Here is a 20,216-nt window from a genome sequence, read left to right on the forward strand (position 1 = left end):
GGTGGAGTCCGGCGAGCTCAGGATCGTCAGGTTAACGACGCTCCGGGTCGATCCGGATGCGGGTGGTCACCGTTCATCCCGGCGTCACCGACGGGGGAGGGCGCAGTTCACCGATCGGTCACCGGGCGACGCGGAACGGTCAACGATGATGTTCGGCCCGCAGAGCAGCCGCGACCGCCCCGAGGCGGGCTTCGCGCACCGCCGCCCACAACGGCTGGAGGGCACCTTCACGACCGGCGGCTCCGGACGCGGAACCGGCGCGCATGCCGGCGCCCCGGCTCGCAACGGTGAGGATCGCCGCCACCTGATCCGCGCTGTCGAGGATCCGGACCGCCCGTGGTGGCAGCGATGCGGGATAGCGATGCCGGGCGAGCGCGGCGACCTCTTCGGCGATCTCCGCTCGTGGATCGGCCCGCCGTCCGTCGGTTCCGACAGTGGGGATGCCGTTCAGGGCGGAGGCGGCCTCTCGCACCGCCTCCCGGATCGCGAACTCGGCTGCACCGAGACCCCCGTCGACGACGGGTTCGGGCACCGAGGCGAGTGCGAAGACGGTCCATCGCAGGACGTCCGGCCCCTCGACCGTGGGCACCAGGCCGAATCCCGGTGTGCCCGGCACACCCAGGACGACAGCCTCACCCGCTGCGAGTGCTGCCGAGGCGAACGCGGTCCCCGCCGGCAGCGCGCGGACGTCTCCCGCGGCCGGAAGGACCAGGTGCAGTCCCGCACCGGCGGTGGTATCGATGCGGCGTACCAGCGTCAGCAACAGGGCTGCACCGTCGACGGTGCCCCGTTCGGGAAGCCCGGTCGCGGACGCGGTCGCGGCGTCCTGGGCCCCGACGAGATGCATCGGCGCCCACTCGTGCAGCGCGTCGATCACGTCGTCGGGGGAGGCGTGACCGGACAGCCACGACCCCGCCCACACGGTCAGCGTCAGGCTCGGGGAACTCACCCGGAAAGCATACGGTGCACTCGCGGGCACGACCCGGCGTGGGAGCGCCGCCCACCGGGCGGGATGTCCTAGGGTCGACTGGCGTGAGCCCACGCGACATATACGGCGGTGACATCTATGCCGGTCACGCCCGCACGAAGAAGAAGGCCGTTCCCGAACTCGCAGCGGAGCGCGGCGTCGTCGTCGAGGACGCCGCATCCGGTTGGTGCGGCGCGATCGTGGGCATGGAGAAGACCTACGACGGCGACTTCGTCCGCCTCGAGGACGCCCAGGGACGCACCCGGCTGTTCGCGATGCGCCCGGCTGCCTTCCTCGTCGACGGGAAGGCCGTCACCCTCGTCAGGCCGAAGGCCCGTCCTGCAGCGCAGCCGACCCGGTCGGCCTCGGGATCGACCCGTGTCGACGGTGTGCGGGCGCGCGTGGCGCGCGGCAGCCGGATCTGGGTCGAAGGTGTGCACGACGCCGCCCTCGTCGAGCGGGTGTGGGGGCACGACCTGCGTGTCGAGGGAGTGGTCGTCGAACAGCTCGAGGGCCTCGACAATCTCGGTGCCCGCCTCGCAGAGTTCCGCCCCGGCCCGGGTCGGCGCGTGGGCGTTCTCGCGGACCATCTCGTGAGCGGATCCAAGGAGGAACGGCTCACGGCGAATCTCGGCCCGTACGTGATGGTCACCGGTCACCCCTACATCGACGTCTGGGAGGCGGTGAAACCGCGCGCCGTCGGCATCGGCGCGTGGCCGACGATTCCGCGCGGTGAGGACTGGAAGACGGGGGTCTGCCGTGAACTGGGCTGGGGAACACCGCAGGACGGCTGGCGCCGCGTCTACAACGCCGTGAACTCGTTCCGGGATCTCGAATCGCACCTGATCGGAGCGGTCGAGCGCCTCGTCGACTTCGTCACCGAACCCGACGGGGCCTGACCGTCCTCTCGTGGCAGACCGCGGGTCAACGCTCTCCGGTCTCGGGAGCGGGCTCCGCCTCGCCGGCCCCGGGCAGTCCCGCGCCCACTCCACCGACGTCGGTGATCGTCCAGTCCGAGGCACGGTCCATCGTCACCGTGTAGGTCGCGGTCGCGGCCACTCCGTCGGGGGTCTGCTTGCTCCGCGACACCATGTCGACGAAGACCTGGACGACGAAGGTGTCGCCGTCGTGACGTGCCACCTCCGCGGCGAGCAGGCGTGCCGTCGCGGTGTACTCCATCTGGGTCAGCCACGGTGCCACGACGTCGACCGCCCCCTCGAGCTTCGGTTCGAGCTGTTCGCTGACACCGTTGGTCAGTGCGTCACGCCATCCGTCGAGATCGCGATGGTCGACTTCGGACACGCTCGACGCGTACTCGGAGGCGACGGCCTCCGCCTCGGCCTCGGTGTCGAGCCGGCTCTGCAGGGCCTGCAGCTGCTCGGACGAGTCGTCGGTCGCCCACAGCACGCCGAAGGTCACCGCGGCGACGACGGCGAGCACCGTGACGACCACGAGGGTGCGGACCGACGACCACCACGGGCGGCGACTTCCCGTCTCCGCGGCGGTTGCAGCGGAGGCGGCCGGATCCTGCTCGGTGACTTCGGTGTTCGATATCGGGCCGGTGTTCGACATGACGCTGTCTTCCTTCTTCATCGGGGCACGTTCACGGTGAACCGGACGCTGTCGCCCGGCATGGTCGCGATGGCCTGTTCGAGCAGGGTACCGAGATCCATCCGACCCACCACGGAACCGGTGGCCTGGGTGACGGGACGCAACGCGACGCCGATCGCGCCGAGCTCGGGTGCGAACCGCCTGAGGAAGTCGGCGAGTTCGATCTCCTCCTCGCGCCACGAGCCGAGGATCTCCTCGCCCTTCAGCACCGAGGACCCCTCGAACAGATACTCGTACGAGACACCGAGGGTCTCACCGAACTGGTCGAGCATGGGAGGTGCGGCGACCATCGCGGGCCGCATCCAGTCCACATCGCCCATCATCCACATGAGGTCGCTCAACACGGTTTCCAGCGACCCCTCGTGTCGGGTCAGCGTCGACAGCAGGAGCTCGGCGCCGCGACCTGCCGCGGGCATGCTCTCCTCGAGACCCGCAACCGATTCGGTGAACGTCGCGACGAGTTCGTTCAGCGACTCCGCGTCGGTTTGTTCGAGCAGCTCCGACGTGCTCGCAAGGAGATCGGGCACCGAGGTGGGCAACTCGACGATCTCGGTCAGGTGCGCACCGTCCTCCAGATAGGGCCCCTGGGTGGAGGTGGGGAGGAACGAGAAGACCGGTTCGCCCAGCGACGACAGGTTCTCGACGCGCATGGTGCTGTCCACGGGGATGCGGTGGTCGGCTTCGTAGGAGATGTCCATGCGAACGAAACCGTCGAGATTCTCCATGCCGTCGACCCGTCCGATGTCCACCCCGCGATAGACGACGCTCGATCCGGCGCGGAGTCCGGCCGCATCGCGCATGTCCACCACCGCGTGGGCGCGGCGCTGGGTCGGGTCGATCTGCAGCACACCGACGACGAGATACCAGGTGCCCAGGATCATCACGAGGCCCAGGGCGAGTGCGGACATCCAGGCCGGAATTCGGGTCACGGGATAGCTCCGATCATGCGCAGGAGAACCAGTCCGTCGGCCGCCGGACTCCCCTCGTTGCCGGCGATGGTCACCTCACGGAGGTCGATGCCGGGTTCGAGAAGGAAGGGGACGAGTTTCTCGTCGACGAGCTCCACGAGTTCTGCGGCGTTGCCGCGCAGCTCTGTGGCGCTCGGCGACGGTTCGCGCAGCAGCGGCGTGAGAAGTTCGAGATTGTCGTTGATGTGCGGAAGGCGGGGGATCAGCCACTCCAGCCCGGTGACCATGGTGTTCACGTCGATGACGATGTTGAGCACGGCCTCCATGAAGAAGGGCACCCGGTCGAGTCGCCGACGTGCGGTGTCGGAGAACAGGAACCCCACCTCGTCACGGGCGGCGTCGAGACGCTCGGACAGGTCCTCCGTCGCGACGACGATGCGATCGATCTGGTCGATGTTCGCCGCGGCTTCGCTCAGATCGGTGGAGATGACCGCAGACAGTTCGCGGGTCTCCTGCGAGTCCTCGGGCAGCACTTCGTTCAGTCGACCGATCGAATCCTGCAGGCGGGTCAGGCTTCCCCCGTTGACGAACATCGCCATCCGCTCGAGCATGTCCTCGATCTGCGGACCCGGGTCCGTGTCCTGCAGCGGGATGGTGTCACCGTCCTGCAACGGCGCGCCGTTGCCGTCCTCGGGCGGCAGCAGAGCGATGTAGATGTCGCCCAGCACGGTGTTCTGCCGCAGTTCGGCACGGGTGCCGGCCGGCACGACCACCGACTCGCGCACGTCGATCCGGGCGACGGCGCTGTGCGGCTCGAGACCGATCGCCCGTAGGGTGCCGACGGAGATACCTTCGGAGCGGACGTCCGCCCCGGCCGGCAGACTCAGCAACGATTCGAATTCGAGATTCAGCCCGTAGGTCGGTCCGCGCACCCCGGACCCGGGCAGCGCGTGGTCGCTGGGGTCGAAGCTGCATCCGGACAACACCACCAGGGCAGCGAGAACCGCGCCGACCATCCGGCGGTGGCCGGGCCGGCCGGTGTTCGGGGCACGGGTGAACGAACGGGTCACGGCGTTGCTCCGATCGTCGACAGGACGAGCTGCGGCAAGGGCACCGACACCGAGCGGGAGGACACCACGGTGCAGCTGTCCGGTGCGATCTGTTCGAGTGCCGTACAGGTCGACGCGGCGTCGGGGGTCGGCACCTCGGCTCGGGGTGGACGGAGTTCGGCCGCGACCGACCCGGGACGGGTCTGCACCATCGTCTCGAGCATCGTGATCGTGCCCGGAATGGTGGCGAGGAGCTCGCTCGAGCTCTCGGCCTGGGTGCGCAGCATCGTCAGCGTGGGCAGCGTCGAGTTCAGGGCGTTCATCAGGTACGGGAAGTGCTCGTTGAACAGCCGGTCGAGCGGCCCCACGGCCAGCGACAGCTTCTCGACGAGGATCTTCGCCACGACGAGCATCTGTTCGATGCCGGCCAGACCCGGGGCGAACGTCCGGATGGTGGACTTGACGTTGTCCCAGTCCTCGGTGAGCAGGGTCGTCATCTCGGCCGAGTTGTCGAGGATCTGCCCCAGTTGGTCCATGAAGTTGTCGGGGGAGGAGAGCAGTTCCGCAAGGTCGCGCAGTTCACGATTCAGTGTCGGTCCCAGGTCCTCGAACTCGCGTCCGGCGTCCTTCAGAGCGGATTCGAGCGGTGCCGTCCCGTCCGGCCCACGCTCGGTCATCTGCCGTACGAGCTCCGAGAACGAACCGAGGGCCTCCGACACGCTGACCGGGGTGCGGGTGTGTGCCGTATCGATGCATGTCTCCGACGCCAGGCCCGGCCCCGGGCGGGGATCGGCGTCGACGAGTTCGAGGCGGCGATCGGTGAGAATGGACGCGTTGGTGATCACCGCGCCGGTCTCGGCAGGAAGTTCACGGTCACCGACGGTCATGTCGACGCGCACGCGCGCACCGTCGGGTTCGATCCGGTCCACGGTCCCGACGGAGATCCCGCGGATGGTGACCGGGGAACCGGGATAGAGACCGTAGGAGTCCTCGAAGTAAGCGCAGATCGAGGTGTCCTCCCGGGAGGTCGCGGCGAAGGCGGTCGCGCCGGCCACGGCCAGCGCCACGACCGTCACCGCAGGAACGAGTCGTCGTGTATTCGTCGTCGGTATTCGCACGTCAGCACCGTGTTCCCGGCATCGGGAGACAGACCTCGGGTCGCTGGACCGTCAGTCCGCTCTGGTCCACAAGGGCCTGGCCTTCGGGACCGGCGACGGCCGCGAGTCCCGTGAGCGTGGCACGGAGAGAATTCGTCATGGCCTCGACGGAGGCCGACAGTTCCGCACTGCTGTCGGCGGCCTCGACGAGGTGCGGGATGATCGGTTCGACCTTCTCCTGGTACGGGCCGCTGAGGAAGTCGAACAGTAGCCCTGCGAGCCCGGAGAGCCCGTCGGCGAAGATCTTCACGTCCTGATGGGCCTCGACGATCTTCGGGCCGAGGATCGCATAGCCCCGGATGATCTCGAGCGTGAGTTCCTTGTTGTCGTTCGCGGTGCGCAGGTACTCGTTGGACAGTTCGAGCAGACTCTCGATCTGGTCCTTCTGATTCGCGATGACGTCCATGACCGCTTCGAGATCGGTGACCGTGATCCGTACCGCATCAGGGGATTCGCCGAGCAGTGCGGCGGTCTTGTCCAGGGAGGTGCGCAGTGCCTCGGTATCGAGTTCCTGCACCACCTCCGTGGCCTCCTCGAACATGTCGTTCACCAGGAACGGCAGCGCCGCACGATTCCGGGGGACCGGCTCGGTGAGCGGTTGCCGGCCCGCCGGGTGCACCGCGAGATACAGTCCGCCGACGGGCGTGAGCATCCGCACCGACACCGAGGTCTGGTCGCCGACGAAATGCTCGGAGTCCACGGTGAACTCGACGTCGACGTGGTCGTCGGCAAGGCGCAGCCCGGTGACCGAGCCGACCGGCACACCCGCGATGCGCACGTCGTCGCCGGCGGCAAGTCCCGCCGACTCCGGCAGTTCGAGGTGGTAGGTCGTCGAACCGACGGGTCGCAGATAGAGCACGAGGACGAGGCCCGCGACGAGCGCGAGGACGAGCAGACCCGACAGCGCCCACCACATCTGGGTGCGGGGATCGGAGTCCTCCGAACCGAAGTCGAATCGTCCGAACAGGCGGGTGCGCATCAGGCACCTCCGTTGCAGATGGTCACGGGACGGCCCTGGAGCAGCATGTCGGCCTCGATCGGTAACTGCACCGCGCCGTTGCTGCACTGCCGGGACTCGTCCACGCGCGGTACCAGGGAGTTGATGCCCTCGAAGATTCCCGGCAGCACGGACAGGGTGTCGATGGCCGTTCCCGGATCCGGGATCACCTCGTCCACGCGGACGATGAAGTCGTCGTTGCGCTCGAGGAAGCCGGCGTGGTCGGCGGGAGCGCCGAGACCGAGCTGGGAGAGCAGATTCACGGTGCGGTCGATCTCCGCCATCTCGAGTGCACCGAGTTCGGTCAGGGACAGGAACTCGGTCATGCGGCTCACCAACGGTGTGAAGATCGAGTGGAAGACCTCGAGGATGTTCTCGAGGTTCTCGGACCGTCCTTCGAGCTGTTCGTCGAGGGCGGTGAAGTTGTCGAGGAGGGTGCTCATCAGCGCGCTGCGATCCTCGGCGTAGCTCGCGAGTTCGGCGATGTCGCGCATCACCGGGGTCGGGCTGGACTCGCTGCCTTCGATCAACGCTGCCACATTGGTGGCCAGCCGGTTGTAGACGGCCGGGTCCGCTTCGCGCAGAAGCGGTTTGAGTCCGTTGAACACTGTGGTGATGTCGAACGAGTCGACGGTGTTCACGACCGGCTCCGCCGGGTCGAGATCCGGGCTGTCGTCCTGGCCGCGCTGAAGTTCCAGATAGCGCTGACCGGTCAGATTCTGGAATTTGACCAGGAGTCGGTCGGATTCGCGCAGCCGGTACTCGTCGAGCACCGTGAAGTCCACGATCGCCCGGTGGTCGTCCGACACCGAGATGCCGGTGATCTTGCCGACCTGGACACCCCGCAGACGCACGTCGGCGTTCTCCTTCAGGCCGAAGACGTCCCCGAACTGGGCCTTGTAGGCGAGGGTCGATCCGCCGACCGGGCGTTCGATCGCCTGCACGATCAGCACGATGATCAGGGCGACGAGGCCGGCGAGCAGTGCGAGCCGGACGGCTGCCTGGCGTGGAGTTCTCATCGGATGCCTCCGGTGGTCTCGAGCGGGACCCGGAAGGCCGGAACGGTGTCGACGAGCACGTCCACTCCGAGGACCACCTGATCACCTCGGTGCTGCAGGGCGCCGTCGGCGCCGTCGACGAGCCGGTCGACCTGGTCGGGGGTGACTCCGCGGAGGCTCTGGTTCATCGGGATCAGGATGTCGAGGAGCATGTCGACGGCATCCGAGGTCGGGCCGAGCGCACCGACGATCTCACCCGAGAGCGACAGGACGAGATGCGAGACCTCGGTGATCGTCTCGCTCGCCTGCTGGGTGCGGAAGTCGTCCTCGAGTTCCTCGACGGACGCGATCGCCGACAGGGTGTTCAGGGCCGACGGGGTGAACACCGCGATCCCCTCGGAGACATCCGCGAACTTCGGCAGCAGTTCGCTGAGAGGTTCGTTCTGGGTGCGGGCGACGTTCCGCATGACGAGTAGCGAGGAGGCGAGTAGCGGTGCCATCTGCTGGGTCAGTTCGGCGGCGCTGTCGATCGAGTCCGACAGTTGCGGGGTCACCACGTCGAGCAGGAGCCGGCCCGAATCGCGCAGCACGGTGGTGACGGTGTAGTCCCCGACGTCGCCGAGGGCGAGGGTGCTGCCCGGTTCGATCGGTTGTCCACCCGGCATCGGGATGAGTTCCAGTGCGGTGGAACCGAATATGTTCGACGAGACGAAGCGTGTGTGCATCGCCGTCGACAATTCGTCGACGTGGTTCTCGTCGACGCCGAGGGTCACGATCTGCTGTTGCGGGCCCTGTGGTTCGACCTCGACGACCGATCCGATCGACATGCCCCGCAGGCGCACGGCGGTGTCGGTGGAGACCCCGTCGCCGAGATTCGACGCGGTGACGGAGAACTGAACCTGACCGGACCGGTCGGGTTGCGACGTCCACCACGCGGCGGTGCCGACGAGTGCGGCGGCGACCACGACGGCGAGCCCGCGGATCCGCAATCCGCGGCGGCTGGGTCCGAAGCCCGAATACTGTGTTGCGCTCACTGATTCCTCACCCCGAGAAGCTGATCGTCGCGTCGAGGCCCCACATGACGAGCGTGAGCGCCATGTCGGTGGTCACGATCAGTACGAGGCTCGCCCGGATGGCTCTGCCCGAGGCGATCCCGACCCCTTCGGGACCTCCGCTGGCGTGATAGCCCTGGTAGGCGTGTACGAGCGTCACGACCAGGACGAACACGATCACTTTGATCAGCGAGTAGATGAGATCGATCGGTTCGGTGAACATGTGGAAGTAGTGCTCGTAGGCGCCCGAACCCTGACCCTGCACCACGGTGACGGTCGCACCGGTGGCCACGAATCCGAGGGCGAGCGCGATCAGGTAGGACGGAACGACGGCGCCGACGGCGGCGATGAGCCGGGTGGACACGACATAGGGGATCGAGTCGATCGCCTGCGCCTCGAGCGCGTCGATCTCCTCGGAGATCCGCATCGCGCCGACCTCCGCGGTGATGCGGCAACCGGCCTGGGCGGCGAAGCCGATCGCCGCGATCAACGGGGCGAGTTCGCGTGGATTCGCCAGGGCCGACATGGCCCCGGTCAGCGGTCCCATCCCCAGCATGTCCAGTGCGGAGAAGCCGACGAGTCCGACCATCGCCCCCGCGACGATGCCCAGGATGGCCAGTACCGGCGCGACACCTCCGCCGACGATGACCGCGCGGCCGTTGCCCCACGTCAGATCGGTGAAGATGGCGACGGTCTGTCGCCGGTTGCGGCGCATCGCGTGTCCGATACCGCGGAACGCGATGACGACGAAGTGCAGGTGGAGGCCGAGGGATTCGATGGGATTCCACGCCCGGCCGGCGTGGCGCGTCCACCGCAGACCGCGGGGAAGGTAGGGCGACGGCGTGGCAACGGATGCGTTGCGCGAGGTGCTCATCAGAGGAACCTCATGGGCACGAACATCAGGACCACCTGGGTGATGAAGAGGTTGACGATCATGCAGGCGATGATGCTGAGCACCACGGCGGCGTTGACGCTGTCCGCGACGCCCTTCGGGCCGCCCTTGGCCTCGAGTCCGCGCTGGCTGGAGATGACCGCTACCACATAGCCGAAGACCGCTGCCTTGAACAGGCACACGATCAGGTCGGTGGTCGAGGCGAAGCTGCCGAAGGACAGCCAGTACGAGCCGGGAGCCACCCCCTGGCCGAGCGAGGCCACCGCGAAACTCGCGAGGATGCTCATGAGGATGATCAGCACCGACAGCATGGGGGCGACGACGACCATCGCGAGGATGCGGGGGGAGACCAGCCTGCGCTGGGGATCGATGCCCAGGGTGCGCAGCGCGTCGATCTCCTCCCGGATGGTGCGTGAGGCGAGGTCGGCGGAGATGGCCGATCCACCGGCGCCGCCGATGAGCAGGGCCGCGGCCAGGGGCGCGATCTGCTGCATCACTCCCATGCCGCCCACCGCACCGGCCATCGAGTTGGCGCCCACGTTGTCGGTCATGCTGCCCACCTGGACGGCGATGACCACACCCAGTGGCAGGGCGACCAGAACGGCGGGCACGGCCGAGACGGAGATGAAGAACCATCCCTGAACGACCGCCTCTCGCACCGGGAAGCGACCGCGTGCGATGTCGACGATCAGATACGCGGTGGACCGGAACGCGAGACGGAGCGTGCGTCCGAATGTGCGTGTGGAGTCGGCGGTGCGTGTGACGACGGCACCCCCGAACGGCCGCTCGCCCCGGACGTCTGCGTCCGCGGGTCGCGAGGTCTTCATCGAGCCCCCTGATGAACTGACATGAATCGATGGGTACTGGGAGAGACCGGCACGGATACAACCCGATACCGGAGTCGGTACTGCAAGGACGGCCGACAACCGCAGCATCGGCTCGCGTCCGCGTCGAGTCGACGCGGGTGCGGCGATCGGTGGGTCAGACCCCTAGCGCCGCACGGGCTTCCGGGATCATGCGTAGACGCTCGGGAACCAGCCGCGAGCCGACGCGCATGAATGCGAGGATCGCGCGGAACTCCCGTTCGCGGGCCGTGCTCCACTGCACGCCCCAGATCTGCCGCACGGGCTCGGGGAAGGCGCCGAACATCAGCGTCTTCACCGGCCTGGCGGTCAGGCGTTCCAGCAGGGCGGGAAGCGGGCGGGGGAGTGCCGCGAGTGCCGGTTCGAGCGTCGCGATCACATCCTGCTCGTCGACGAGTCGCTGCATCCGCCGGGTTCCGGGTGACATGGCGAGTTTCTCGGCGACGCCGTCCTCGACGTAGGCGCGAAGGCCCGCGACGTCGGTGGGCATGTCCTGCTCACGGACGCCGAACAGGACGCCGAGTCGTCGGCTCTCCTGGTAGAAGGCTTCCACCTCGGTCCCGGGTTGCGGGCCGAAGCAGGTCTCGATCGCATAGATGAGCGACTCGATCGTGGTGAGGTGGACCCAGGTCCACACGTCGCGGTTCCACGCGTGGTATCTGCGTCCCTCGTAGTCCTGACCCGTGATGGGGCGGTGCATCTCTCGCAGTTCGCGCGCCGACTCGGCGACGTCGTCGCCGAAGTAGATCCGATAGGTGTAGGCGAGGGTGTTCTCCGCGCGTACCGACGGTTCGGTGAAGGACTTCGAATGCTGTTCGAGCGCAACCATCACGGTGGGATGGGTGCCCTGTAGTGACAACGCCCGGAACAGGAACATCGGCCAGATACGGCGATCGGCGAGCAATCGGGCGAAGGTGCGGTCGGCGACGGGGACGTCTTCGGTGAGGTCGACGGGAACATGTAGTGCGGGAGTGTCTTCCATTTCTGGGCTCCTCGGACTCGATGGCTGTGGCGGTAGCGTTGTCAGTCGTCGGCAGCGGGTGTGGGCGGCACGATCAGGAAGGACAACATGGTCCGGGCGATCCGGCGCACACCGTCGTCACCGGCCGTGGCTCCTCCCAGATCGGGGGCGAGCCAGACGCTGGCGAAGAATCGCGAGACGATCTCCGCGGCGGTGACGGTGTCGAAGTCGATCCCGGCCCGTTGTGCGGTGAGATCGAGTTCGTGCTGGACGGACGTGAGCAGCATGGTCGTGATCTGGGGGTCGTGGAGTACGGGCAGCGCGGCTCCGTCGTCGACGAATCGCCGGGCGACCGGATGGTTCCGGACGGTGCGGACCGCTTCGACGATCCACTCGACAGCGCGTTCGTAGGGATCCTCGATGGAGTCGATGGCAGCGTGGAATCGCTCCACGAGGCGTTCGAGCTCCCATGCGAACGCGCGGCTGAGGAGTTCTTCCTTGGTGTCGAAGCGCCGGAAGACCGTGGCCCGGCCCACGCCGGCCTCCGCGGCGACATCGGACACCGTGGTCCGTTCGAGCCCGTGATGGCTCAGGCAGCGGATCGTCGCGGCGAGGATCGCGGTGTCGGTCGGGTCGGTGTCGGCGCTCTGGCCGATCAGTGCTCCCACGAGGAGCGAACGCACGGGGGTGATACCCATAGTTCGAGGACGGTATCACCGATCTCACATACGCAAAAGAATGTGCTCTGCCCAACTCCACTTATGTCGCGGGGGTCTGAGTCCGGACGTTACGGAAAGTGGATATATCCAGAACTTTGCCCTCGTCGAGGAACGTGCCCGACCCTCCCCACCTGGAAAAGTGGCCGACCACTTCCGACCTTTCGCCGTGTACACCGCGTCCACCAGGCCTTCTGCCCCGATGTCCGAATTGTGGTTCGATGGTGACCGTGGCCGCATTGATTTGGTTGATCGCCGGAGTGGCGTTGGCCGCGGGAGAGGCCCTCACGGGCGATTTCGCGCTGTTGATGCTCGGCGGAGCTGCGCTGGTCACCGGTGGTGTCTCTGCGGCGACCGATCTGCCGGTCTGGATAGACGCGGTGATCTTCGCGGTGACGTCGGCGGTGTTGCTCCTCGGGGTACGGCCGATCCTGCGACGCCGGTATTCGCAGCCGCCGGCCCTGCCGACCGGAATCGAGGCTCTGCCGGGCAAACGTGCACTCGTTCTCGAGCAGGTGGGTGAGCATTCCGGCCGCGTGAAGATCGACGGCGACGTGTGGACCGCCAGGCCGCTGGACACCACCGAGGTGTACGAGCCTGGCACGACCGTGACGGTGATGCAGATCGACGGCGCGACCGCCGTCGTGTGGAAGGGTGTCTGAGGATGGAAGCATTGATCGTGCTCGCCGTGGTGGTGGCACTCGTCGTGGTGGTCGTCGCGAAATCGGTGTCACTGGTGCCGCAGGCGGAAGCCGCGGTGATCGAACGTCTCGGGCGGTACTACCGGACGGCATCGGGTCAGCTCACGTTCCTGGTCCCGTTCGTCGACCGGATCCGAGCCAAGGTCGACCTGCGCGAGCGGGTCGTCTCGTTCCCGCCTCAGCCGGTCATCACGCAGGACAACCTCACGCTGAGCATCGACACGGTGGTGTACTTCCAGGTCACCAACCCGCAGGCGGCCGTCTACGAAATCAGTAACTACATCGCTGCGGTCGAGCAACTCACCGTCACCACTCTGCGCAACGTCGTCGGCGGAATGACCCTCGAAGAGACCCTCACCTCTCGTGACTCGATCAACGGGCAGCTCCGCGGGGTGCTCGACGAGGCCACCGGCCGATGGGGTCTGCGGGTGGCCCGAGTCGAGCTCAAGAGCATCGATCCGCCGCCGTCGATCCAGGAGTCGATGGAGAAGCAGATGAAGGCGGACCGTGAGAAGCGCGCGATGATCCTCACGGCGGAGGGCCACCGGGAGTCGGCGATCAAGACCGCCGAAGGCGACAAGCAGTCACGGATCCTCTCGGCCGAGGGTGCCAAGCAGGCCGCGATCCTCGAGGCCGAAGCCGACAGGCAGTCGCGAATCCTCCGGGCGCAAGGTGACCGGGCCGCGCGCTACCTCGAGGCCCAGGGCGAAGCGAAGTCCATCGAGAAGGTCTTCGCGGCGATCAAGGCCGGAAAGCCCACGCCGGAACTGCTCGCCTATCAGTACTTGCAGACCCTGCCCCAGATGGCGCAGGGCGACGCCAACAAGATGTGGGTCGTGCCGAGCGATTTCGGCGATGCACTCAAGGGATTCGCGCGGAGTCTGGGGGCGCCCGGCGAGGACGGTGTCTTCAGGTTCGAACCGAGCCCGGTCGACGAGGCATTGCAGCGACCCGAGGACGACAGCGCCGAGGTCGAGGATTGGTTCGCGACCAAGCGCGACCCGGAGGTCGCACAGGCCGTCGCCGAAGCCGAAGCGGTCGCGCGCAAGCCGGTCGATCCCGCGGTCCGGACGGGTCTTGCCCCAGAGGGTGCTCAGGGTGCTGCCGGTCAGGGGCAGTCGGCGCTGCCCACCCCGCCGCCGGCGCAGCGCTGGATGGCGAACGACGCATCCGAGGAGCCGGCCGAACCGCCGCAGCAACAGCAGTAGCGGAACGGAGTCGAGGGGGAGGGTACGCCCGTCGGTGCACCCTCGTCATCGTCATCGGCGTCCGAGCATCGGCAGCGCCATCGCCACCACGATGAGACCGGCGCCCGCCGCAGCGAGCATCGTCACGGACTCTCCGAACGCGACCGTCCCGATCATCAGTGCGACCACGACCTCGAGATAGGACAGGCCCGACAGTTCTGCGGCGCGTAGATGCTTGCCCGCCACCACGAGCAGTCCCAGCGCGAACAGGCCACAGACGACGAAGAACCCACCGGCCCACAGCCAGTGCGTCACGGTCATCCCCGACATGTCGGGCCGGGTCAGTGCGACCATCGCCCCCGCCGCGACGGCACCGAAGACGAAGTTCCACAGGGACCGGACGTCGGACGGCATGTCGGTGCGATAGCGGTAGCACAGCAGGGCCGCGCCGTAGAAGAGACCCGAGGCTGCGCCGAGTACGGTGCCCAGCGTCTCGTGTTCACCGCCGGAGCGGTTGCCCCCGACGAGGCCGGCAGCGAGAAGCATTCCTGCGAAAGCTGTTCCGACGGACAGCGCATCGAAGCGAGTGATCGATTCTTTGAGGACGGTCCGGGCGAGAACGATCGCGACGACGGGACCGAGATAGTGCAACACCACTGCCCGGGACAGATCTGTCAGGACCGTGGCGGACAGATAGGTGGCCAGAGAAAGTCCGAGGAAAAAACCTCCACCGACGACCGACCAGGACAGGCGGATCCGGCGCAGTTGCCCGAGACGGCGTGACAGTGCGATCAGAACGAGCATGCCGACCGCTCCGACCACCATCCGTCCGAGTGTCAGTGCCTCGCCGAGGACCGCGCCGTCGGGAGTGGCCTTGCGGCCGAACAATCCTGCGGCGCCCATCGCGGTTGCGGACAACACGATCGCGGCGATTCCGAGTCGCCGGTTCGTGTGCGGCGGCGATTCCGGGGCGGGGGAGAGGGGAAGAACCGGGCTACTCGGCTCGGACAGAGCATCATCGGCACGCAGGGGCGCGCCCAGGGAAACGGTCACACGTCTACCTCGGGTCCAGGGTGCACGAAGTGAGCACCGGCGGGTGTTGTCGTTCCCCGCTCTGTCATCGGACCTGAGAGCTTTCGCGGACGTGATCCGCTTACACCTTCGGTGAACCCGGAAGAGTTGCTTTCCAGAGGAGCCTCGCCGTGGCGGTCTCGGGGGCCTGAGAGATTCCCGGGGAGGTTGCTCCTTCGGCGCCCGCTGTGCGCGGGACTCTCCCGCCGCGGTTCGGTGGCTGTTCAGTTGTGGCGCCAAGTATGCCATGCACCTCGATGTGGGTCTGCGGGGCCGCGTCGGGGTCGGCGTGTCGTGTATTTCGGCTGGTGAGAAGGCTGACAGAAAATTCCGGTCGATACCTTCACAAATATTCGCATAATTGCTATGGTGTGCATCACACGGTCTCGCGGCCGAGGGTTCGGGCCCGGTGACCGCGAGCGCCGGTCGATTCGTCTCTTCTCTCGTACGGCAAGGCTTCTGAAGACAGGTGGTCATATGGGTATCGGGATGGTCCTCGACATGGCGTCCGCCGCCACCCCCGATCGGATCGCGATGGGTCCTCGTGCGAACGGCGTCACCTATCGCCGACTCGATGAACTCGCTTCGCGCGGTGCAGGATTGCTCGGCGAGCTCGGGGCCCGGCATGTCGTCTTCGTGGGCGTGAACGGTCCGGTCCTTCCCGTGCTCATGTTCGCCGCCGGGCGCGCCGGTATTCCTCTGGCGCCCTTGAACTACCGGCTTCCGGCCACGCAGCTGCTCGAACTGATCGACAGGCTGGACGAACCGATCGTCGTGGCGGATGCCGAGTATGTCGGCAAGCTCGACGGGTGCGCGCACCGAATCGTCTCGACCAGCGAATTCTTCGGCCTCGCGGAGGGTACGTCACCTCTGGAGGGCGACCGATCGGAAGACGGGGGAACCGCCATCGTGCTGTTCACCTCCGGGACCACCTCGGCTCCGAAAGGGGTGTTGCTCCGACATCGGAACCTGCTGTCCTATCTCATCAACACCGTCGAATTCGGTTCCGCAGCAGAGGAACAGGCAACCCTGGTCAGCACGCCTCCCTATCACATCGCAGGGCTCGGTGCCGTTCTGAGCAACGTCTACTCGGGTCGCCGCATGGTGTACCTGCCCGACTTCACGCCGCAAGGCTGGCTCGACCTCGTCCGCACCGAGGGCGTCACCAGCGCGATGGTGGTGCCCACGATGCTCGCCCGCATCGTCGACCACCTCGGCGGTCTGCCGGCCGAGGTCCCGACGCTCGAGTCGCTCGCCTACGGAGGCGCGCGGATGCCCCAGCCGGTCCTCGAGCGTGCTCTCGCAGCGTTCGGGGACACCGGATTCGTCAACGCGTACGGGTTGACGGAGACCAGTTCGACGATCGCGGTTCTCGGGCCCGAAGATCATCGGGAGGCATTCGCGAAACCCGAACTGCGAGGACGGCTCTCCTCGACCGGTCGAATCGTGCCCGGCATCGAAGCGCAGATCCGATCCGAGGACGGTGAACGTGTGCTGTCCGACGGGCAGACGGGTTTGCTGTGGGTGCGCGGGGCGCAGGTCAGTGGCGAGTACATGGGTAGCGGTTCGGTTCTGGACGCGGAGGGTTGGTTCCCGACCAGGGACCGTGCCCGGATCGAGGACGGCTATCTCTACATCGGTGGTCGCGCGGACGACACGATCATCCGAGGCGGGGAAAACATCGCGCCGGCCGAGATCGAGGATGTGCTGGCACGCCACCCGCAGGTGCGTGAGGTGGCCGTGATCGGTACCCCCGACGACGAATGGGGTGAACGGATCTGTGCAGTGATCATCCCGGCCGTCGACGACCACGACGACGCCGACGAGATCCGCACGTGGTGCCGTGAACGTCTGCGCGGCTCGAGGACCCCCGACGACGTCGTGTTCGTCGACGATCTGCCCCGTACTCCCACCGGCAAGCTCGTGCGCCGCGATCTCGTCGAGCAGGTCACGGCCGGGCTCGCGAGATGACCGCGCTACCGTCCGCATCACGAAGAGAACGGGCATCGCTGTGACCGACACCGTCGACACCGAACTCGTCCGACGCGAGTGGATCCTCCGTGCGCGCCCGAGCGGCCGCCCCCTCGACACCGACGTCGAACTGGTCGAGACGACTCCCGTCGAGCCTGCTCGCGGGCAAGTCCGCGTCCGGAATCTCGTCATGTCCGTCGAGCCCTACATGCGCGGCCGAATGGGTGGCGGAGCGTCCTACGCAGAACCCTACGAGCTCGGTGCGCCCATGCTTGCCCCGACGGTCGGAGTCGTGTCCTGGTCCGATCGATCGGAGCTACCGATCGGCTCGCTCGTGCTCCACGAGTACGGTTGGCGCACGGAAAGTCTCGTCGACGTGGCCGACTGCCGCCGGCTCCGTCACGACGATCTCCCCGCGGCATGTCATCTGAGTGTCCTCGGCATCCCGGGAATGACGGCCTGGGTGGGGATCGACCGGATCGCGCAGGTCCGCAACGGCGACGTCGTGTTCGTGTCGTCTGCGGCCGGTGCGGTCGGATCCGTTGCCGTTCAACTCGCCAAGCAACGCGGTGCGGTGGTGATCGCGAGTGCAGGATCTCCGGAGAAAGTCGCGCTTGCGCGGGAACTCGGTGCGGACACGGCATTCGACCATCACGAGGGGCCGGCGAAGGATCTGTTGCACACCGCGATGGAGGAGATCGGGGCTCCAGCTCTCGACGTGTATTTCGACAATGTCGGAGGACAGCAACTCGAAGCGGCCATCCGTGTCCTCGCCGACCACGCACGCATCGCCCTGTGCGGAATGATCAGCGTCTACAACTCCGCCGAACCCGTACCCGGCCCGAGCAATCTCCTCAAACTGATCTGGCGGCGTGCCCGGATGGAAGGCTTCCTGCTGGCCGACCACCTGGACGCGCGCGAGGAGTTCGAGGACGAGATGGCGGCACTTCTCCGGAGCGGACGGATCCGCCCCGTCCATACCGAGTTCCCCGGCGGTATCGCCGGTGCGTGGGACGCCTTCGCCGGGATGCTCGACGGGGCAGCGACCGGCAAAGCACTCGTTCCGCTCGCATCTTCCGTCTGACCCCACCGGGCCGTTCCGGCGCCGCCCCGGCGACGCCGGTGTCCGGCTGCATCTTCCCACCCTTTCGGCATCGTCCGGGTGCCGACCTCATCGACAGGAGCCAGCATGACTTCGCATCCACTCCCTCTCGAAGGGAAGGTAGCGCTCGTCACCGGCGGTAGCCGCGGTCTGGGCCGCGAGATGGTTCTCGCGTTCGCGAACGCAGGCGCCGACACGGTCATCGTCAGCCGGAAGGTCGGCAGCTGCGAGGAGCTGGCCGCCGAGGTGGCCGAGACCACCGGCCGTCAGGCGCTCCCGCTGGCCTTCCACGTCGGTGACTGGGATGCGCACGAGCCTCTCGTCGAACGGATCTACGACGAGTTCGGCCGTCTGGACATCCTGGTCAACAACGCCGGCATGGCACCGCTGTATCCCAGTCTCGACCAGGTGTCGGAGGAATTGTTCGACAAGGTGATCGCCGTCAACCTCAAGGGTGCCTTCCGGCTCACCAGCCTCGTCGGGCCCCGGATGGCCGCCGGTTCCGGGGGATCGATCATCAACATCAGCTCGATCGCCTCCGAGCGTCCGATGACCACCGATCTGCCGTATGCGGCCGCGAAGGCCGGGTTGAACACCTTGACGAAGGGTTTCGCCCAGGCATACGGGCCTACCGTGCGGGTCAACACGATCATGGCCGGTGCCTTCCTCACGGACATCAGCAAGGCATGGGACATGGACTCGGCCACCGAACTGTTCGAGGGCATGCCGCTCCAGCGCGCCGGCAATCCCGACGAGATCGTCGGTGCAGCACTGTATCTCGCCGGCCCGGGCTCGACCTACACCACCGGCGCTGTGATTCCCGTCGACGGCGGCCGCACCTCCACCCCCTGACGAAACTCGGCCCCACCGGCCGACCACCAGGAGCCCCACATGAATCCCAGTCACACCCGACGCCGCACCCGGCGTGCCTTCCTGTCGGCCATGACCGCAGCCGCACTCGCAGCGGCTCTCACGGCCTGCGGTGGAAGCGGCAGCGACGACCGCATCACCTCGGACTCGATCGGATCCACCGGCCCGGCCGGCGACGATGCCTGGCAGCAGGTCGTCGAGGCGGCGAAGGCGGAAGGTGAGGTCACGATCTATTCGTCGAACGCCGCGGACGCGCTCGCCGAACTCGGCCGGCGTTTCGAGGCCGATTACGGCATCCGCCTGAACGTCGTGCGCGACGTCGACGCGAATCTGCACCAGAAGATCGGAGCGGAGGCCGAGACCGGCAACCGGGTCGCCGACGTGGTCACCCAGGCGAGTGCGCCCTGGGCCGTGAACCTCGGGGCGAGCGGGGAATTCGCTGAACCCGTCGGTCCGGCCTTCACGGATTCGGCCGGCGAATACGACGTCGACACCTTGAAGGACGACACCGGCTATTTCGTCTCGAACGCGTCCGTTCTGACCTTCGGCTGGAACACGCAGCGCCATCCGGACGGCGTCGAAAGCTACAGCGACCTGCTGGATCCCACGCTCGCCGACGGCAGGATCGGAATCGTCCTTCCCACCTCCACCGCACACGTGGACTTCTACGACAACTATCTCGAGCAGGTCGGAGGAGAAGGCTTCCTCGAGAAGTTGGCACAGCAGCGTCCGCGCATCTACCCCAGCGCGCTGCCGTTGGCGCAGGCTCTCGCGTCCGGCGAGATCGCCGTCGGCGCCTTCGTACAGGACCAGAAGAGCGAGCAGCAGAGCGGGGCACCCGTCGACTCGGCCTTCGGAGACCTCGTGTGGGGCGCGCCCATGTACACCGCGATCCTCGCCGACGCCGTGCATCCGAATGCGGCGCAGGTCCTGGCCAACTACATGATCACCCCGGCCGGTCAGGAAGCGGTCTCGTTCCGCAACGCAGCCGTGCTGCCCGGAATCGGTTCCGCCGTCACCACCGTCGACAAGGTCGCCCCGCAGAACACGGACGCCATGACGCCGGAAGCGCTCGAAGAACTCAAGGCCCGCTTCGGCCGCCTGTTCAACCAGTGAACACCGGCCGTGCCGCGGCAGGCACCG

20 protein-coding genes and 1 riboswitch are annotated in these 20,216 nt (G+C 67.2%); of the genes, 7 read left to right on the forward strand and 13 right to left on the reverse strand.

Annotated features, from left to right (window positions below; genetic code table 11):
- Positions 1 to 139 precede the first annotated feature (139 nt).
- Positions 140 to 949: a hypothetical protein gene (locus MOM01_RS06475; RefSeq protein ID WP_241384553.1), complete on the reverse strand. Its 810-nt coding sequence runs from the start codon at positions 947 to 949 to the stop codon at positions 140 to 142.
- 83 nt (positions 950 to 1,032) lie between these two features.
- On the opposite strand from MOM01_RS06475, the gene MOM01_RS06480 reads away from it, so the two are divergent.
- A complete protein-coding gene (locus tag MOM01_RS06480) occupies positions 1,033 to 1,866 on the forward strand; it encodes a DUF3097 domain-containing protein (RefSeq protein WP_241384554.1) in 834 nt (277 codons plus the stop codon).
- A gap of 25 nt (positions 1,867 to 1,891) precedes the next feature.
- Here MOM01_RS06480 and MOM01_RS06485 read toward each other — a convergent pair whose 3' ends face one another.
- The 11 genes from MOM01_RS06485 to MOM01_RS06535 form a co-directional block, all read right to left on the reverse strand.
- Positions 1,892 to 2,560 carry a hypothetical protein gene (locus MOM01_RS06485; RefSeq protein WP_241384555.1) on the reverse strand — a complete coding sequence of 223 codons (669 nt, stop codon included), beginning with the start codon at positions 2,558 to 2,560 and terminating at the stop codon, positions 1,892 to 1,894.
- Positions 2,557 to 3,507 (reverse strand): MlaD family protein, encoded by a 951-nt coding sequence (locus MOM01_RS06490; protein ID WP_241384556.1) that lies wholly within the window; start codon positions 3,505 to 3,507, stop codon positions 2,557 to 2,559. Before MOM01_RS06490 ends, MOM01_RS06485 begins: the two co-directional genes overlap by 4 nt.
- Positions 3,504 to 4,556 (reverse strand): MlaD family protein, encoded by a 1,053-nt coding sequence (locus MOM01_RS06495; protein WP_241384557.1) that lies wholly within the window; start codon positions 4,554 to 4,556, stop codon positions 3,504 to 3,506. The genes MOM01_RS06490 and MOM01_RS06495 overlap by 4 nt, the downstream gene beginning before the upstream one ends.
- The gene (locus tag MOM01_RS06500; protein WP_241384558.1) at positions 4,553 to 5,653 is read right to left on the reverse strand and encodes an MCE family protein; all 1,101 of its coding nucleotides are present in this window, start codon (positions 5,651 to 5,653) and stop codon (positions 4,553 to 4,555) included. Before MOM01_RS06500 ends, MOM01_RS06495 begins: the two co-directional genes overlap by 4 nt.
- A 1-nt stretch (position 5,654) precedes the next feature.
- Entirely contained in the window at positions 5,655 to 6,671 is a 1,017-nt protein-coding gene (locus tag MOM01_RS06505; protein WP_241384559.1) for an MlaD family protein, read from the reverse strand.
- Entirely contained in the window at positions 6,671 to 7,708 is a 1,038-nt protein-coding gene (locus tag MOM01_RS06510) for an MlaD family protein (protein WP_241384560.1), read from the reverse strand. The genes MOM01_RS06505 and MOM01_RS06510 overlap by 1 nt, the downstream gene beginning before the upstream one ends.
- Entirely contained in the window at positions 7,705 to 8,721 is a 1,017-nt protein-coding gene (locus MOM01_RS06515; protein ID WP_241384561.1) for an MlaD family protein, read from the reverse strand. The genes MOM01_RS06510 and MOM01_RS06515 overlap by 4 nt, the downstream gene beginning before the upstream one ends.
- 7 nt (positions 8,722 to 8,728) lie before the next feature.
- Entirely contained in the window at positions 8,729 to 9,613 is an 885-nt protein-coding gene (locus MOM01_RS06520; RefSeq protein WP_241384562.1) for an ABC transporter permease, read from the reverse strand.
- Positions 9,613 to 10,458 carry an MlaE family ABC transporter permease gene (locus tag MOM01_RS06525; protein WP_241384563.1) on the reverse strand — a complete coding sequence of 282 codons (846 nt, stop codon included), beginning with the start codon at positions 10,456 to 10,458 and terminating at the stop codon, positions 9,613 to 9,615. Before MOM01_RS06525 ends, MOM01_RS06520 begins: the two co-directional genes overlap by 1 nt.
- Before the next feature lie 154 nt (positions 10,459 to 10,612).
- Positions 10,613 to 11,476 (reverse strand): oxygenase MpaB family protein, encoded by an 864-nt coding sequence (locus MOM01_RS06530; protein WP_241384564.1) that lies wholly within the window; start codon positions 11,474 to 11,476, stop codon positions 10,613 to 10,615.
- Positions 11,477 to 11,517: 41 nt separating this feature from the next.
- Positions 11,518 to 12,153: a TetR/AcrR family transcriptional regulator gene (locus tag MOM01_RS06535; RefSeq protein WP_241384565.1), complete on the reverse strand. Its 636-nt coding sequence runs from the start codon at positions 12,151 to 12,153 to the stop codon at positions 11,518 to 11,520.
- 239 nt (positions 12,154 to 12,392) lie between these two features.
- On the opposite strand from MOM01_RS06535, the gene MOM01_RS06540 reads away from it, so the two are divergent.
- The gene (locus tag MOM01_RS06540; RefSeq protein WP_241384566.1) at positions 12,393 to 12,833 is read left to right on the forward strand and encodes an NfeD family protein; all 441 of its coding nucleotides are present in this window, start codon (positions 12,393 to 12,395) and stop codon (positions 12,831 to 12,833) included.
- A gap of 2 nt (positions 12,834 to 12,835) precedes the next feature.
- Complete coding sequence (locus tag MOM01_RS06545; protein ID WP_241384567.1) at positions 12,836 to 14,080, forward strand: SPFH domain-containing protein; 1,245 nt, start codon at positions 12,836 to 12,838, stop codon at positions 14,078 to 14,080.
- Between the two features lie 51 nt (positions 14,081 to 14,131).
- On the opposite strand, the gene MOM01_RS06550 is transcribed toward MOM01_RS06545, so the two are convergent.
- The gene (locus tag MOM01_RS06550) at positions 14,132 to 15,112 is read right to left on the reverse strand and encodes a DMT family transporter (protein WP_241384568.1); all 981 of its coding nucleotides are present in this window, start codon (positions 15,110 to 15,112) and stop codon (positions 14,132 to 14,134) included.
- 143 nt (positions 15,113 to 15,255) lie between these two features.
- Positions 15,256 to 15,346, reverse strand: a riboswitch (glycine riboswitch).
- A gap of 261 nt (positions 15,347 to 15,607) precedes the next feature.
- Here MOM01_RS06550 and MOM01_RS06555 point away from each other — a divergent pair.
- The 4 genes from MOM01_RS06555 (at position 15,608) to MOM01_RS06570 (ending at position 20,189) form a co-directional block, all read left to right on the forward strand.
- The gene (locus MOM01_RS06555) at positions 15,608 to 17,101 is read left to right on the forward strand and encodes a class I adenylate-forming enzyme family protein (protein ID WP_241384569.1); all 1,494 of its coding nucleotides are present in this window, start codon (positions 15,608 to 15,610) and stop codon (positions 17,099 to 17,101) included.
- Positions 17,102 to 17,141: 40 nt separating this feature from the next.
- Positions 17,142 to 18,185, forward strand: coding sequence for an NADP-dependent oxidoreductase (locus tag MOM01_RS23285; RefSeq protein WP_241384570.1), 1,044 nt, complete (start codon positions 17,142 to 17,144; stop codon positions 18,183 to 18,185).
- A 105-nt stretch (positions 18,186 to 18,290) separates the two neighbouring features.
- Positions 18,291 to 19,055, forward strand: coding sequence for an SDR family NAD(P)-dependent oxidoreductase (locus MOM01_RS06565; RefSeq protein ID WP_241384571.1), 765 nt, complete (start codon positions 18,291 to 18,293; stop codon positions 19,053 to 19,055).
- Positions 19,056 to 19,094: 39 nt separating this feature from the next.
- Positions 19,095 to 20,189, forward strand: coding sequence for an ABC transporter substrate-binding protein (locus MOM01_RS06570; protein WP_241384572.1), 1,095 nt, complete (start codon positions 19,095 to 19,097; stop codon positions 20,187 to 20,189).
- Positions 20,190 to 20,216 lie beyond the last annotated feature (27 nt).

It is taken from the genome of Rhodococcus sp. CH91 (genome assembly GCF_022554085.1).
GTDB lineage: Bacteria > Actinomycetota > Actinomycetes > Mycobacteriales > Mycobacteriaceae > Rhodococcus.

Coding starts and splice junctions, on each gene's coding strand:
- MOM01_RS06510 (WP_241384560.1), bottom strand. CDS start 7,708: ATGAGAACTCCACGCCAGGCAGCCGTCCGGCTCGCACTGCTCGCCGGC.
- MOM01_RS06520 (WP_241384562.1), bottom strand. CDS start 9,613: ATGAGCACCTCGCGCAACGCATCCGTTGCCACGCCGTCGCCCTACCTT.
- MOM01_RS06525 (WP_241384563.1), bottom strand. CDS start 10,458: ATGAAGACCTCGCGACCCGCGGACGCAGACGTCCGGGGCGAGCGGCCG.
- MOM01_RS06540 (WP_241384566.1), top strand. CDS start 12,393: ATGGTGACCGTGGCCGCATTGATTTGGTTGATCGCCGGAGTGGCGTTG.
- MOM01_RS06535 (WP_241384565.1), bottom strand. CDS start 12,153: ATGGGTATCACCCCCGTGCGTTCGCTCCTCGTGGGAGCACTGATCGGC.
- MOM01_RS06565 (WP_241384571.1), top strand. CDS start 18,291: ATGACTTCGCATCCACTCCCTCTCGAAGGGAAGGTAGCGCTCGTCACC.
- MOM01_RS06545 (WP_241384567.1), top strand. CDS start 12,836: ATGGAAGCATTGATCGTGCTCGCCGTGGTGGTGGCACTCGTCGTGGTG.
- MOM01_RS06505 (WP_241384559.1), bottom strand. CDS start 6,671: ATGCGCACCCGCCTGTTCGGACGATTCGACTTCGGTTCGGAGGACTCC.
- MOM01_RS06530 (WP_241384564.1), bottom strand. CDS start 11,476: ATGGAAGACACTCCCGCACTACATGTTCCCGTCGACCTCACCGAAGAC.
- MOM01_RS06555 (WP_241384569.1), top strand. CDS start 15,608: ATGGGTATCGGGATGGTCCTCGACATGGCGTCCGCCGCCACCCCCGAT.
- MOM01_RS06570 (WP_241384572.1), top strand. CDS start 19,095: ATGAATCCCAGTCACACCCGACGCCGCACCCGGCGTGCCTTCCTGTCG.
- MOM01_RS06485 (WP_241384555.1), bottom strand. CDS start 2,560: ATGAAGAAGGAAGACAGCGTCATGTCGAACACCGGCCCGATATCGAAC.